At 66.1% G+C, this 13,629-nt stretch carries 13 protein-coding genes; 9 read left to right on the top strand and 4 right to left on the bottom strand.

Annotated features, from left to right (window positions below; all coding sequences use genetic code 11):
* The first annotated feature begins 96 nt into the window (after window positions 1-96).
* The 6 genes from ACFFJ6_RS14870 to ACFFJ6_RS14845 are packed head-to-tail and all read left to right on the top strand — an operon-like array spanning window position 97 to window position 4,970.
* Entirely contained in the window at window positions 97-1,281 is a 1,185-nt protein-coding gene (locus tag ACFFJ6_RS14870; protein WP_378389002.1) for a lipid-transfer protein, read from the top strand.
* An 8-nt stretch (window positions 1,282-1,289) separates the two neighbouring features.
* A complete protein-coding gene (locus tag ACFFJ6_RS14865) occupies window positions 1,290-1,736 on the top strand; it encodes a MaoC family dehydratase N-terminal domain-containing protein (RefSeq protein WP_378389000.1) in 447 nt (148 codons plus the stop codon).
* Between the two features lie 5 nt (window positions 1,737-1,741).
* Complete coding sequence (locus tag ACFFJ6_RS14860; protein ID WP_378388998.1) at window positions 1,742-2,155, top strand: MaoC family dehydratase; 414 nt, start codon at window positions 1,742-1,744, stop codon at window positions 2,153-2,155.
* 22 nt (window positions 2,156-2,177) lie between these two features.
* Window positions 2,178-3,005 carry an SDR family NAD(P)-dependent oxidoreductase gene (locus tag ACFFJ6_RS14855; protein WP_378388996.1) on the top strand — a complete coding sequence of 276 codons (828 nt, stop codon included), beginning with the start codon at window positions 2,178-2,180 and terminating at the stop codon, window positions 3,003-3,005.
* Window positions 3,006-3,014: 9 nt separating this feature from the next.
* The gene (locus tag ACFFJ6_RS14850; protein ID WP_378388994.1) at window positions 3,015-4,160 is read left to right on the top strand and encodes an acyl-CoA dehydrogenase family protein; all 1,146 of its coding nucleotides are present in this window, start codon (window positions 3,015-3,017) and stop codon (window positions 4,158-4,160) included.
* 33 nt (window positions 4,161-4,193) lie between these two features.
* On the top strand, window positions 4,194-4,970 hold the full coding sequence (locus tag ACFFJ6_RS14845) for an enoyl-CoA hydratase-related protein (protein WP_378388992.1): 777 nt from the start codon (window positions 4,194-4,196) through the stop codon (window positions 4,968-4,970).
* A gap of 213 nt (window positions 4,971-5,183) precedes the next feature.
* Here ACFFJ6_RS14845 and ACFFJ6_RS14840 read toward each other — a convergent pair whose 3' ends face one another.
* Entirely contained in the window at window positions 5,184-6,710 is a 1,527-nt protein-coding gene (locus ACFFJ6_RS14840) for an acyl-CoA synthetase (RefSeq protein ID WP_378388990.1), read from the bottom strand.
* A gap of 322 nt (window positions 6,711-7,032) precedes the next feature.
* Here ACFFJ6_RS14840 and ACFFJ6_RS14835 point away from each other — a divergent pair, with 322 nt between their 5' ends.
* On the top strand, window positions 7,033-7,476 hold the full coding sequence (locus tag ACFFJ6_RS14835) for a hypothetical protein (protein WP_378388988.1): 444 nt from the start codon (window positions 7,033-7,035) through the stop codon (window positions 7,474-7,476).
* Between the two features lie 110 nt (window positions 7,477-7,586).
* On the opposite strand, the gene ACFFJ6_RS14830 is transcribed toward ACFFJ6_RS14835, so the two are convergent.
* Window positions 7,587-7,811 carry a hypothetical protein gene (locus tag ACFFJ6_RS14830; RefSeq protein ID WP_378388986.1) on the bottom strand — a complete coding sequence of 75 codons (225 nt, stop codon included), beginning with the start codon at window positions 7,809-7,811 and terminating at the stop codon, window positions 7,587-7,589.
* 163 nt (window positions 7,812-7,974) lie between these two features.
* Here ACFFJ6_RS14830 and ACFFJ6_RS14825 point away from each other — a divergent pair, with 163 nt between their 5' ends.
* The gene (locus ACFFJ6_RS14825; RefSeq protein ID WP_378388984.1) at window positions 7,975-8,718 is read left to right on the top strand and encodes a Crp/Fnr family transcriptional regulator; all 744 of its coding nucleotides are present in this window, start codon (window positions 7,975-7,977) and stop codon (window positions 8,716-8,718) included.
* A 21-nt stretch (window positions 8,719-8,739) separates the two neighbouring features.
* Here ACFFJ6_RS14825 and ACFFJ6_RS14820 read toward each other — a convergent pair whose 3' ends face one another.
* Window positions 8,740-9,951 carry a GTP-binding protein gene (locus tag ACFFJ6_RS14820; RefSeq protein WP_378388981.1) on the bottom strand — a complete coding sequence of 404 codons (1,212 nt, stop codon included), beginning with the start codon at window positions 9,949-9,951 and terminating at the stop codon, window positions 8,740-8,742.
* 323 nt (window positions 9,952-10,274) lie between these two features.
* Between ACFFJ6_RS14820 and ilvD the strand changes: the two genes are divergently transcribed.
* Window positions 10,275-12,131 (top strand): dihydroxy-acid dehydratase, encoded by a 1,857-nt coding sequence (gene ilvD, locus ACFFJ6_RS14815; RefSeq protein ID WP_378388979.1) that lies wholly within the window; start codon window positions 10,275-10,277, stop codon window positions 12,129-12,131.
* A 500-nt stretch (window positions 12,132-12,631) separates the two neighbouring features.
* Here the strand turns inward: ilvD and ACFFJ6_RS14810 are convergent, their stop codons facing one another.
* Window positions 12,632-13,435, bottom strand: coding sequence for a gamma-glutamyl-gamma-aminobutyrate hydrolase family protein (locus ACFFJ6_RS14810; protein ID WP_378388977.1), 804 nt, complete (start codon window positions 13,433-13,435; stop codon window positions 12,632-12,634).
* Window positions 13,436-13,629: the final 194 nt, after the last annotated feature.

Genomic DNA, 13,629 nt, shown 5'->3' with positions numbered 1-13,629 from the left:
GCATCCGTGAAGCGGCGCCGATTGACTCCGGCGACGACGGCTTATATTACTCACGGGTAAGAAAAAGTCCAACGAGTAAGATTGGGAGAGAAACAGATGGCGTCACCCGTCTACGTCGCCGGCGTCGGCATGATCCCGTTCATGAAGCCGGGCGCCAGTGAGCCCTATCACCTGATGGGCGCCGAGGCCGCGCGCCGCGCCCTCAGCGACGCCGGCATCGGCTACGACGCCATCGAGCAGGCCTTCGTCGGCTACGTCTACGGCGACTCCACTTGCGGCCAGCGCGCGCTGTATCAGGTTGGCATGACCGGCGTGCCCATCGTCAACGTCAACAACAACTGTTCGACCGGCTCGACCGCGCTGTATCTCGCGCGGCAGGCGATCGCGTCGGGTGCGGCGGATTGCGTGCTGGCGCTCGGCTTCGAGCAGATGAAGCCCGGCGCGCTCGGCACCGTGTTCGCCGACCGCCCCAGCGCGTTCGAAGACTTCGACGCGGCGGCCGGTCGCCTGATCGACGCGCCCGGCATTCCGCTGGCGCTGCGTTACTTCGGCGGCGCCGGCCTCAGCCACATGCAGAAGCACGGCACGCCGCTGTCGTCCTTCGCCAAGGTGCGCGCCAAGGCGAGCCGCCATGCCGCCAAGAACCCGCTGGCGCTGTTCCGCAAGGAAGTCAGCGCCGACGACGTGCTGAACGACCAGGTGATCTGGCCCGGCGTGATGACGCGGCTGATGGCCTGTCCGCCGACCTGCGGCGGCGCGGCCGCCGTGCTGGTGTCGGAAGCCTTCGCCAAGAAGCATGGCCTTGCTACCAACGTCCGCATCGCCGCGCAGGCGATGACCACCGATACGTCCTCGACCTTCGAGGCCGGCGACATGATGCGGGTGGTCGGCTACGACATGGCGCGGGCCGCGGCCAACAAGGTGTACGAGCAGGCCGGCGTCGGGCCGAACGATATCGACGTCGTCGAGCTGCACGACTGCTTCGCCCATAACGAGCTGATCACCTACGAGGCGCTCGGCCTGTGCCCCGAAGGCGGCGCCGAGAAGTTCATCGACGACGGCGACAACACCTATGGCGGCAAGTTCGTCACCAATCCGTCCGGCGGTCTGCTGTCGAAGGGCCATCCGCTCGGCGCCACCGGGCTGGCGCAGTGCTACGAATTGACGCGGCAGCTCCGCGGTACGGCAGAGGCGACCCAGGTCGATGGCGCCAAGCGCGCGCTGCAGCACAATCTCGGCCTCGGCGGCGCCTGCGTCGTCACGCTGTACGAACGCGCCTGAGCGTCGTCATGGTCGATCAATCCGCTGTCGGTCTCCGGTTCACGCCGGTGACAGCCGCTGTCGAGCCCGGTCGTCTGCGCTATTTCTTCGAGACGCTGGGCGAGAACAATTCGCTGTATCGCGACCCCGCCGCGGCCAAGGCCGCCGGCTACAAGGGGATTCCGATCCCGCCGACTTATCTGTTCTGCCTGGAGATGCTCGACAACGAGAAGCCGTTCGAGTTTCTCACCGCGCTCGATATCGATCTCGGCAAGGTGCTGCACGGCGAGCAGAGCTTTGCGTATCACGCCCCGGTCGTCGTCGGCGATACGCTGACGTTTCAGTCCAGCGTCGCCAGCGTCGCCGACAAGAAGGGCGGCGCGATGACGCTGATCGTCGTCGAGACCGCGGTCACCAATCAGGACGGCGTCCACGTGGCCGATACGGCCCGGACGATCGTCGTTCGCAACGGGTGAGCGCCATGACAGACACGAAAGCAGCGGCGGTCGGCGACCGCGTCGTGCACAAGACGTTTCCGGCGATCAGCCGGCATCGGCTGGCGCTGTATTGCGGCGCTTCGGGCGACCACAATCCGATCCACGTCGATATCGACTTCGCCAAGGCGTCGGGTTTCTCCGACGTGTTCAGCCACGGCATGCTGGTGATGGGCTATCTTGGGCAGTCGCTGAGCGACGCGTTTCCGCCGGGCCGGATCCGCAGCTTCTCGACCCGCTTCGCGGCGATCACCCAGGTCGGCGCCGAGCTGACCTGCGAAGGCACCATCGCCGAATTGTTCGAAGCCGGCGGCGAACGCCGCGCCCGCATCGCACTCACCACCAAGGATCAGCACGGCGAGACCAAGCTCGCCGGCGAGGCCGTGGTCGCTCTCTCCTAACAACTCCGTTCAAGGACATTCCATGGCCAAACTTCAAGGCAAGGTGGCGCTGGTCACCGGATCGGGCCGCGGCATCGGCCGCGCCATCGCGCTGAAGCTCGCGTCCGAAGGCGCGCGCGTCGTCGTCAACGATCTCGACGACGCGCCGGGTGACGCCGTCGCGGCCGAGATCAAGGCCGCCGGCGGCGAGGCGATTGCCGTCAACGGCAGCGTCTCGGAGACGGGCTTCGCCGATCGCTTCGTCGGCGCCGCGGTGGAGCAATTCGGCGGCCTCGACATCATCGTCAACAACGCCGGCTACACCTGGGACTCGACGATCCAGAAGATGACCGACGAGCAGTTCCAGGCGATGCTCGACGTGCATCTGGTGGCGCCGTTCCGTATCCTGCGCGCCGCCGCCGAACCGATCCGGATCTTTGCCAAGAAGGAAGCCGAGGCCGGCCGCGAAGTGTTCCGCAAGGTGGTCAACATCTCGTCGATCGCCGGCCTCTACGGCAATGCCGGGCAGGCGAGCTACTCGTCGGCGAAAGCGTCGCTGGTCGGCCTGACGCGGACGCTGTGCAAGGAATGGGGCCGCTACAAGGTCAACGTCAATTGCGTCGCCTTCGGCCTGATCAACACTCGCCTGACCCAGCCGATCGAGGCGCAGCAGAAGACCATCGACGTCGCCGGCCGCGACATCAAGGTCGGCGTGCAGCCGCAGATGCTCGACGCGATGGCGCGGATGATCCCGCTCGGCCGCGGCGGCACGCCGGAAGAAGCGGCCGACGCCGTCTATCTGTTCTGCAGCCCGGAATCGAACTACATCAGTGGGCAGGTCGTCGTGTGCGGCGGCGGACTTATTCTGTAGCGAGGAAAAATGCAGTATCGATCGCCCTGGATGACCGAAGAGCTGGAGGCGTTCCGCCACCAGTTCCGCAAGTTCTTGGAAAAGGACCTGGCGCCGCACGCCGAGAAATGGCGCAGGCAGAAGATGGTCGATCGGTCCGCCTGGCTCAAGCTCGGCGAGATGGGCGCGCTGGTGCCGAGCGTGCCGGAACAATATGGCGGGCTCGGCGCGAGCTTCGCCTATGACGCGGCGATCTACGAGGACATGGAGTCGATCGTGCCGGAGGCGCTGTCCGGCGTCACCGTGTCGAGCGGCATCGTCGCGCATTACATCCTGAACTACGGCTCGGAAGAGCAGAAGCTGCGCTGGCTGCCGGCGATGGCGCGCGGCGAGCTGATCGGCGGCATCGCCATGACCGAGCCCGGCACCGGCTCGGACCTGCAGGCCGTGCGCACCACGGCCAAGCTCGACGGCGACAACTACGTCATCAACGGCCAGAAGACCTTCATTACCAACGGCCAGAACGCCGATCTGATCATCGTCGTGGCGCGCACCGGCGGTCCGGGCGCCAAGGGGCTGTCGCTGATTGCGATGGAGACCAAGGATAATCCCGGCTTCAGGCGCGGCCGCAACCTCGACAAGATCGGCCTGCACGCCTCCGACACGTCCGAGCTGTTCTTCGAGAACGCCGTCGCGCCGAAGGAGAACCTGCTCGGCGGCGAAGAGGGCAAGGGCTTCGTCCAGTTGATGCAGCAGCTGCCGCAGGAGCGGCTGATCATCGCGGTCGGCGCCGTGGCGGCGATGGAGCGCGCGGTCAAGCTGACCACGGAGTACACGCGCGAGCGCAAGGCGTTCGGGCAGCCGATCCTCGACTTCCAGAACACCGCCTTCACGCTGGCGGAGCGCAAGACCGAGACGTTCATCGCCCGCGTGTTCGTCGACTTCTGCATCGAGCGGCTGATCGCCGGCGATCTCGACGCCGTGACGGCATCGATGGCGAAGTGGTGGACGACGCAGAAGCAGGTCGAGACCGTGGACGAGTGCCTGCAGCTGCATGGCGGCTACGGGTACATGCAAGAATATCCGATCGGACGGATGTTCGTGGATTCGCGCATCCAGAAGATCTATGGCGGCACCAACGAGGTGATGAAGCTGCTGATCGCGCGGTCGCTGTAAGGCGAACGTAGTACAGGGCAGGGGAGAGACGGCATGGCGTGGGTGAAGTCGGAGACGCGCGGCGCGGTCGCGGTGCTGACGCTCGATAATCCCGAGCAGTACAACGCGATGCGTCCCGGCCTGCTGGCCGACCTCAACGCGGCGCTCGACGCAGCGCTGGCGGATGCGACGGTGCGGGCGATCCTGCTCACCGGCGCCGGCAAGGGTTTTTGCGCCGGCGCTCAGCTCGGCGGCGCGACCTTCGAGGCCGGCGCCAACGTCGCGCCGTGGATGCGCGCCGAGCTCAGCCCGTTGCTGGAGAAGATGCGCGGCGCCAACAAGCCGATCGTCGTCGCCGTCAACGGTCCTGCGGCCGGCGCCGGCGTCGGCCTCGCGCTGGCCGGCGATATCGTGCTCGCGGCGCGCTCGGCGAAGTTCGTGCTGAGCTTCGTCAAGCTCGGCGCCGCGCTCGACGCCGGCACCTCGCTGTTCCTGCAGCGCTCGATTGGCGTCGCCCGCGCGCGTGCGCTTGCCTTGCTCGGCCGGCCGCTCAGTGCCGAGCAGGCGGCGGAGTGGGGACTGATTTTCCAGACGGTCGATGATGCCGCGCTGATGACCGAGGCGATGACGATCGCCGAGCAGCTCGCGAACGGTCCGCCGATCAGCATCGGCCTGATCAAGCAGCAGATCGAACGCGCCTGGGACGCATCGCTGGCCGACACGCTCGACGACGAGGCCGAGCGTCAGGGCCAGGCCTTCGTCACCGCCGACCTCCGCGAAGGCGCCGCGGCGTTCGTTGAAAAACGTCCGGCGCGGTTTACGGGGCGATAGAGCGCTTCATCGGTTAATTCGGACGTTACGGCCTCAACACGGACACGGCGTCCTCATCCTGAGGAGCCCAGCGAAGCTGGGCGTCTCGAAGGATGAGGCCACGGGTACTTGCGGCCCATGGTTCGAGACGGCGCTGCGCGCCTCCTCACCATGAGGCGTTGCCGGTGGTGAGGGCTGCCGATGGTCAGCCCGATCCGGCACAAGCAGCCTCTCTCACGCGTCCGCGGTCTCGCGTGCGAGGAAGCGCTCGCGTAGCGTCGGCTTGTGCACCTTGCCGGTGGCGTTGCGCGGCAGCGCTTCGACGAAGACGACGCGCTGCGGGCACTTGAACCGGGCCAGCCGTTCGCGGCAATGCGCATGCAGGGTCTGCTCGTCGAGCGTCTTGCCCTGCTTCAGTGCCACGATGGCGACGCCGGTCTCGCCCCATTGCGGGTCCGGTTGACCGATCACCGCGGCCTCGGCGATCTCGTTTAGTTGATACAGCACGTCCTCGACCTCGGCCGGATAGACGTTCTCGCCGCCCGAGATGTACATGTCCTTGGTGCGGTCGACGATGTAGTAAAAGCCTTCGTCGTCGACGCGCGCGGCGTCGCCGGTGTGCAGCCAGCCGTCGGTGAAGCTGGTGCGGTTGGCATCGGGACGATTCCAGTAGCCGGGCGTGATATTCGGGCCCTTGACCCACAGTTCGCCCATCTGGCCGGGCTGCACCGGCTCGCCGTCCGGCCCCACGATCTTCAGCTCGGCATGCAACACCGGCTTGCCGGCCGAGCCGGCCTTGCGCGCGGCGTCGTCGGCGTCGAGCATCAGCACGGCCGGGCTGGTCTCGGTCATGCCGTAGCCCTGCATCAGCACGCAGCCGCGGTCCTGCCAGATCTTCAACAGCGGCACCGGCATCGGCGCGCCGCCGACGCCGGCCACCTGCAGCCGCGACAGGTCGGTGTCGGCGAAGGCCGCGTGCTGGCACATGAACTGATAGATCGACGGCACGCCGAAGAAATGCGTCAAGCCGATGCTCTTGTCGCCGATCAGCCGCAGCGTTTCGGCGGGATCGAAGGCGCGCATCAGCATCACGGTGCCGCCGGCATGCAGCACCGGATTGGTGTAGCAGTTCAGCCCGCCGGTGTGGAACAGCGGCATCACGCAGAGAAAAACCGTTCGCTGCGAGATGAAGGTCGGGATGCCGAGATTCACCGCGTTGATGAAGGTCATGCCATGCGTGATCATGGCGCCCTTGGGTTTGCCGGTGGTGCCCGAGGTGTACATGATGGTCGAGACGTCATCGAGCGACACCGCTTCGGCGCCAAGGAGGCGCTGCGAGGCGGCGAGCGCCGCTTCGTAGGGCGCGCCGAATTGCAGCAGATGCGGGACGCTGCACTTGCCCTGCAGTTCACCGGCCATCGCGGCGAAATCGGAATCGTGGGTCAGGACGCGCGGCGCGGCGTCGCCGACGATGAAGGCAAGCTCGTGCACCGTCAGTCGGACGTTCAGCGGCACGAAGATCGCCCCGAGGCGGAAGCAGGCGAACTGCACTTCGAGCGTGTCGGTGGTGTTGGCGGCCAGCACGGCCACGCGGTCGCCGCGGCCGACGCCGAGCTTGTCGAAGTGCGCGGCGAGACGATCGATGCGGTCATCGAGCGCGCGGTAGGTCAATCGCCGTTGAGTCGCCAGATCGACCACGGCCATATTGTCGGGCCGCACCTCGGCGTGGTGAGCGATCCAGTCGTAATAGGCGAATGTCATGTGTCGTCCTCCCTCGGGCGTCCGCCGGCTCTTGTGGCCGGCTGGATCGGCGCAAGTGAAGTCGTGCCCCCGAGAGAAGTCAATTGCGACAGGGCTACGCTGCACTGCGGCATTGATCGCCAGAGGGATGCGTAAATCTTTGGTCACGCTGATTCGCCGTCCGGCGAAATGATTCGGTCGCGGGCCCGAGCGGCTAGCTAATCGGCTCTTCCGGTACTAAGCTATTCCTGACTTTGTGGATAACTATCGGGTGGCTGGCTTTTGCGGTAGATGCACGGATACTTTGATGAAGTGAGTCGGAGTGTTGGTTGTGTCGGTGCATGTGGCGATCCTGAAGGTCTTGTCGACCTATCCTGACGGCCTCGCTGCACCCGCGGCTTTGAACGCCGATTTGGCCGTGTTGTCCGGGAGTGAGGATTGGACCAGCCGGATGCGCAGCTACGCGGCGCGCGAGCCGGCGCTCGATATCTTCACGCAGGGCCTCGTCGTTCGCGATCGGCGCGGATGGCAGATCACTGCTGCGGGTCGGGCGATGATCGATCGCCTCGAGGGACGGCATCCGGCCGACACGGAGCCGCCGCGCGCGCCTGAAAAATTCGCTCGGCCGGACGAAAGTGATTCGTGTGGCGCGATGGGGCTGCCGCTCGACGCGGTGACGGCCGCGCAGCCGCGGCCGCAGCTGATGCTGATCCAGGGCGGCAAGATGCGGCCGCGCGTGGCGACCGCAAGCGGCGCGGCGGTGAAAGGGGCCGTGTCCAGGCCCTGAGGCGGGGCCTCGGGCGCCTCAGGTCTTGCAAGGTCTGGCTGAAGCTTCGTGCTCATCGACGCGCGTGCTCGGGCGAGCCGGTTAGCGCAGAACTTGTCGCGGCGTCGGCGTCAGCCGCCGTCCTTGGACAGATCGGTCTTGAGCTTCTCGATCGCGCCGGGGGAGGCCGGCAGCTTGCGAAATTCGCGGATCGCGACGGCAAGCTCCTGGTCCGACATCGGCTCGATCGGTTGCCTCAAGCGCCCTTTGGCGAGCGAGTCGGCGATCAGATCCAGATGTTCGCTCGGTCCTTCGAACAGGCGGCGAATCCGATCGAGGAATTCCTTGTAGGGCAAATTGTCTTCTCCGGGTGTCTACGATCGCCCGGCTGCCACAGCGGCCCGACATTTCGGCAGTGGCAAGGTCGTCCCAATGAAACCCGCTCACCACACGGGAGTTTAGTGGTTCCGGAATCATGGTTGCGTATCAAATGATATGCATCTTTCAGCGGAGACCTGCGTGGAGCGCATTCATCGTATCTTGATCGACAAGCTCAGAGAACATTCCCCGATCACCAGCGACGATGCGGTCGCCCTTCAATCGCTCAGCTTCACGGTGCGTGAGCTGGACCGCAACGAGGACTTCATCCGCCAGGGCGACACCGCCCAGGTCGCCGCTCTCGTCGTCGAAGGCATGGTGGCGCGCTATCACCTGCTGCCGAACGGGCGGCGCCAGTATCTGTCCTTCCACATGGCCGGCGACATGCCGGACTCGCAGACGCTGTTTCTGGACCGGATGGATCACGCGGTGTGCTCGATCGGCACCGCCGTGGTGGCGTCGATCCCGCACAAGCAGCTGGCTCGCTTGTTCGAGCTGCGGCCGCTGATCGGATTTGCCGTATGGCGGGAAACGCTGATCGACGCGGCGATCTTCCGCGAGGCCATCACCAACAACAGCGCCCGCGACATGACGGCGCGGATGGCGCATCTGTTTTGCGAGCTGTTTTATCGCGCTGAGGCGTCGCGTCTGACGCGCGGCCAGGTGATGTCGCTGCCGATCGGGCTGGCGCAGCTCGGCGAGACGCTCGGCATGGCGATCGCGACCGTGAACCGCACGCTGGCGGAGCTGCGCAGCGCGCAGGCGATCGAATTCCGCGGCGGCGAGCTCGAAGTGCTGGATTGGGCGCGGCTGGTGGAGATCGGCCAGTTCGACCCCGGCTATCTCCACCTCAAGAAAACGCCGCTGGTCGACGACGACGGCTGATCGGCCGGTCGCGACGCTCGCCTAGGAGGCCGGCGCGCTGCTCCACGTCGGGAATGGATCCGGCAGGGCGCGCCACGCGTCGGGGGTGAAGTGCTCGGGATCGCCGACCAGGCAGGCGTCGAGCTGCCGGCGCAGCGCGATCTCGTCCATCTCGCCGGTGCCGATGAACACGATCTCCTGCCGCCGGTCGCCCCACACCGGATCGAAATACGGCGCCATCGCCTGCCGCCACGAGTCCTGATCCGGCCAGCGGGTCTTGGCGACGGCCGACCACCACAGCCCGCGCTTCGAGGTGCGCACCATCGCGCCGGCCTGCGCCAGTTCGCCGACATATTGCGGCCGGGTCGCCAGCCAGAAGAACCCCTTGGCCCGGATCACGCCCGGCCAGTTGCGGTTGCAGAAGCTCTGGAAGCGCGCCGGATGAAACGGCTGCCGGGCGCGATAGACGAACGAGCTGATGCCGTATTCGTCGGTTTCCGGCACGTGATCCTTGAAGCCGTTCAGCTCCTTGAACCACAGCGGATGCTGGTGCGCCTTGTCGAAGTCGAACAGGCCCGTGCGCAGCACGTCGCCGAGCGGCACCTCGCCGAAATCGGTCTCGATGATGCGGGCATCGGAGTTCAGCGAACGAACGATCGCGCGGGCGGCTCCGCGGCGGCCCGGCGACGTGGCCGAGACCTTGTTGAGCACGATGACGTCGGCAAACTCGATCTGCTCCACCAGCAGGTCGACCAGCGTGCGGTCGTCCTCGTCGCCGGCGACCTCGCCGCGATCGCGCAGGAATTCCTGGCTGGAGTAATTGGCCAGCAGGCTGGCGGCGTCCACCACGGTGACCATCGTGTCCAGCCGCGCGATGTCGGACAGGCTGTCGCCGTTCTCGTCTCGGAATTCGAACGTGGTGGCGATCGGCAGCGGCTCGGCGATCCCGGTGGATTCGATCACCAGCGCATCGAACTGGCCGCTCTCGGCGATCTTGCGGACTTCGACCAGCAGATCGTCGCGCAGCGTGCAGCAGATGCAGCCATTGGTCATCTCGACCAGCGTCTCTTCGGCCCGGGTCAGCCCGCCGTCCTGCCGCACCAGCTCGGCGTCGATATTCACCTCGCTCATGTCGTTGACGATGACCGCGATGCGCTGTCCGTCCCGATTGGTCAGCATCCGATTGAGCAGCGTGGTTTTGCCGGCGCCGAGAAAGCCGGACAGGACGGTGACCGGGAGCAGGGGGTGATCCATGGTGCAGGGGCCTTCACTTGTGTGGTCTTGAGGGGACTAGATTTTGATATGTTATAACATTACATTCAAGACCAGCAACCGCTCGTGCCGGGAACGGAGCCGCGTCCGTTCAATTGGTCGTGCGCAGCAGGCGGCAACTGGCCGGCACCCGTGGCTGCCTGGCGCGCTCGCATTGGCCTGCGCGCCTGGCAGCCATTGAGAGGCCGCAGGTTCTGCAGTAAGGCTTAGCGATGGTCGCTTTGCTTCGGCGCGCCTTTCACTGAAGCCCTGTTTTCGGCCGCCGGCGCGCCTTCCGGCGACGGACATTTTCACGGAACAGTTCAATGCCTGCTTATCGATCGAGAACGACGACCCACGGCCGCAACATGGCCGGCGCGCGCGGCCTGTGGCGCGCCACCGGCATGAAGGACAGCGATTTCGGCAAGCCGATCATTGCGGTGGTCAACTCGTTCACGCAGTTCGTGCCGGGCCACGTTCATCTCAAGGACCTCGGCCAGCTCGTCGCGCGCGAGATCGAAGCCGCCGGCGGCGTCGCCAAGGAGTTCAACACCATCGCGGTCGACGACGGCATCGCGATGGGCCACGACGGCATGCTGTATTCGCTGCCGTCGCGCGAACTGATCGCCGACAGCGTCGAGTACATGGTCAACGCGCACTGCGCCGACGCGATGGTGTGCATCTCGAACTGCGACAAGATCACCCCCGGCATGCTGATGGCCGCGATGCGGCTGAACATCCCGGCCGTGTTCGTTTCCGGCGGCCCGATGGAGGCCGGCAAGGTCGTGCTCAAGGGCAAGACCCACGCCGTCGATCTGATCGACGCGATGGTCGCCGCCGCCGACAGCAGCATGAGCGACGAAGACGTGCAGACGATGGAGCGCTCGGCGTGTCCGACCTGCGGTTCGTGCTCGGGCATGTTCACCGCCAATTCGATGAACTGCCTCGCCGAGGCGCTCGGCCTGGCGCTGCCGGGCAACGGCTCCGTGCTGGCGACGCACGCCGATCGCAAGCGGCTGTTCGTCGAGGCCGGCCACACTATCGTGGACTTGGCTCGCCGCTACTACGAAGGCGACGACGAGTCGGTGCTGCCGCGCAAGATCGCCAGCTTCGAGGCGTTCGAGAACGCCATGACGCTCGACATCGCGATGGGCGGCTCGACCAACACCGTGCTGCATCTGCTGGCCGCCGCGCGCGAGGCCGAACTCGACTTCTCGATGAAGGACATCGACCGGCTGTCGCGCAAGGTGCCGTGCCTGAGCAAGATCGCCCCCTCGGTGTCCGACGTTCACATGGAGGACGTGCATCGCGCCGGCGGCATCATGGCGATCCTCGGTGAGCTCGATCGCGGCGGGCTGATCCACAATTCCTGCCCGACGGTGCATTCCGAGACGCTCGGCGCCGCGCTGGCGCGCTGGGACATTCGCCAGAGCAATAGCGAAGCGGTGCGCACCTTCTATCGCGCCGCGCCGGGCGGCGTGCCGACCCAGACCGCGTTCAGCCAGGACCGCCGCTACGACGAACTCGACCTCGACCGGCAGAAGGGCGTGATCCGCGACGTCGAGCACGCCTTCAGCAAGGACGGCGGTCTCGCCGTGCTGTACGGCAACATCGCGCTCGACGGCTGCATCGTGAAGACCGCCGGCGTCGATGCCTCGATCCTGACCTTCTCGGGTCCGGTGAAGGTGTTCGAGAGCCAGGACGACGCGGTGTCGGCGATCCTCACCAACAAGATCGTCGCCGGCGATGTCGTGGTGATCCGCTACGAAGGTCCGCGCGGCGGCCCCGGCATGCAGGAGATGCTGTATCCGACCAGCTACCTGAAATCGAAGGGCCTCGGCAAAGCCTGTGCGCTGATCACCGACGGCCGCTTCTCGGGCGGCACCTCGGGCCTGTCGATCGGCCACGTCTCGCCGGAAGCGGCGGAGGGCGGCCTGATCGGCCTGGTGCGCAACGGCGACACGATCTCGATCGACATTCCGAACCGGACCATCTCGCTCGACGTCTCCGACGCCGAACTCGCCAAGCGCGCCGAGCAGGAAGAGGCCAAGGGCGACAAGGCCTGGCAGCCGGCCGATCGCCAGCGCAAGGTCTCGGCCGCGCTGCAGGCCTACGCGGCACTGACCACCAGCGCGGCGAACGGCGCCGTCCGCGATGTCAATCGCCGGCTCGGCCGGAAGTAACAAGTCGTTCGGCCGGACGCACTGTGCAGCGCTTCATCATGTGATGAAGCGCTGCGGCCTCTCAGCAAGCACTGCATCCTCATCCTGAGGAGCCGCGGCGAAGCTCGAAGAGCGAAGCCGGGGCGTCTCGAAGGATGGGGCCACGCATCCCTTGCTGCCCATGGTTCGAGACGGCGCTACGCGCCTCCTCACCATGAGGTGTTACTTGTGGCCGAGGCTGCAGGTCGTCAGATTTGAGTCCCTCACAACTCCCCACGTCATGGCCGGGCTTGTCCCGGCCATCCACGCCTTTCTTGCATGTCAGTCAGCAGGGCGTAGATGCCCGGCACGAGGCCGGGCATGACGGGTTGAGACGAAAACGCCTGATTTTAAAGGTCGCATTTCCGGTCAGGCTCTTGAGCCGGGCATCCACGACACGCAGGACAGACGTGGATGGCCGGGACAAGCCCGGCCATGACGGAAACAGAGCGAGCTAAGCGCTCAGAGCAGGATCGTCCAGCTCACCCCGACTTCCTCAAACTCACCGGTTGATTCCGGCCGGCCTGATACGCGCGCAACGCGTCGCCGAACGCCAGGAAGATCGCGCGGTTGATCGGGTTCTTCTGCGGGTCGTATTCCGCATGCCATTGCACACCGAGCGCGAAGCCGGGCGCGCCTTCGATCCGGATCGCCTCGATGGTGCCGTCCTCGGCGATGCCTTCGATCACCACCCGGCTGCCGGGCTCGAGAATGCCCTGGCCGTGCAGCGAGTTGACCCGGACCACATCGTGGCCGAACAGCTTCGAGAACACGCCATCCGGCTTGAGCTGGACGTCGTGGCGATCGGCGAACACCACGGTGGCGTCGGGATGGATTTCGCCGTTCTCCAGGCGCGGCATGCGGTGGTTCATCCGGCCCGGGATCTCGCGGATCTCCGGATGCAGCGAGCCGCCGAACGCGACGTTCATCTCCTGCAGGCCGCGGCAGATGCCGAGCAGCGGAATGCCGCGGTCGACGCAGGTCCGCACCAGCTGCAGCGCGAGGCCGTCGCGGGCCTCGTCATAGGGCTCGTGCTTGGGATTGGGCTCGGTGTTGAAGTGGGTCGGATGGACGTTGGCGCGCCCGCCGGTCAGCAGGATGCCGTCGACGATGTCGAGCAGCTCCTCGATGTCGGTGATCTCCGAGCATGCGGCGAACATCAACGGCAGCGCGTTCGCCACCTCGGACACCGCGCGCAAATTGCGCTCGCCGACATGCTGGACTGCAAATCGATTATCGACGAGATGGGCGTTGCCGATCACGCCGACCACCGCTCTGCGCCGCATTCCGCTCCTCCTTGAGATGTGTTTGGACCATACAGCCAAAGTCGCGAAAATCGAGCACAACGATGGCCTCCGAAGCGGTTGCCAGCTCTGCGCTGGCGGCCCCTCGGTTCAGCCGGTAGAAGCTGGCTCCTGTCGGCCGGGCGGGGCCTGCTCGTGGGCCCTGACCCGTATCTCCACCAGGATCTCCCCGCAGT

The organism is Rhodopseudomonas telluris, from assembly GCF_042432815.1.
In the GTDB taxonomy this organism is placed as follows: domain Bacteria; phylum Pseudomonadota; class Alphaproteobacteria; order Rhizobiales; family Xanthobacteraceae; genus Rhodopseudomonas; species Rhodopseudomonas telluris.
The sequence above is the reverse complement of the archived record's forward strand: the minus strand, read 5'-3'. Positions and strand labels throughout refer to the sequence as shown.

Bases quoted from the DNA above. Each gene is read 5' to 3' on its own strand.
- ilvD (WP_378388979.1), top strand. From the start codon at position 10,275: ATGCCTGCTTATCGATCGAGAACGACGACCCACGGCCGCAACATGGCC.
- ACFFJ6_RS14870 (WP_378389002.1), top strand. From the start codon at position 97: ATGGCGTCACCCGTCTACGTCGCCGGCGTCGGCATGATCCCGTTCATG.
- ACFFJ6_RS14865 (WP_378389000.1), top strand. From the start codon at position 1,290: ATGGTCGATCAATCCGCTGTCGGTCTCCGGTTCACGCCGGTGACAGCC.
- ACFFJ6_RS14845 (WP_378388992.1), top strand. From the start codon at position 4,194: ATGGCGTGGGTGAAGTCGGAGACGCGCGGCGCGGTCGCGGTGCTGACG.
- ACFFJ6_RS14820 (WP_378388981.1), bottom strand. From the start codon at position 9,951: ATGGATCACCCCCTGCTCCCGGTCACCGTCCTGTCCGGCTTTCTCGGC.
- ACFFJ6_RS14855 (WP_378388996.1), top strand. From the start codon at position 2,178: ATGGCCAAACTTCAAGGCAAGGTGGCGCTGGTCACCGGATCGGGCCGC.
- ACFFJ6_RS14860 (WP_378388998.1), top strand. From the start codon at position 1,742: ATGACAGACACGAAAGCAGCGGCGGTCGGCGACCGCGTCGTGCACAAG.
- ACFFJ6_RS14840 (WP_378388990.1), bottom strand. From the start codon at position 6,710: ATGACATTCGCCTATTACGACTGGATCGCTCACCACGCCGAGGTGCGG.
- ACFFJ6_RS14810 (WP_378388977.1), bottom strand. From the start codon at position 13,435: ATGCGGCGCAGAGCGGTGGTCGGCGTGATCGGCAACGCCCATCTCGTC.
- ACFFJ6_RS14850 (WP_378388994.1), top strand. From the start codon at position 3,015: ATGCAGTATCGATCGCCCTGGATGACCGAAGAGCTGGAGGCGTTCCGC.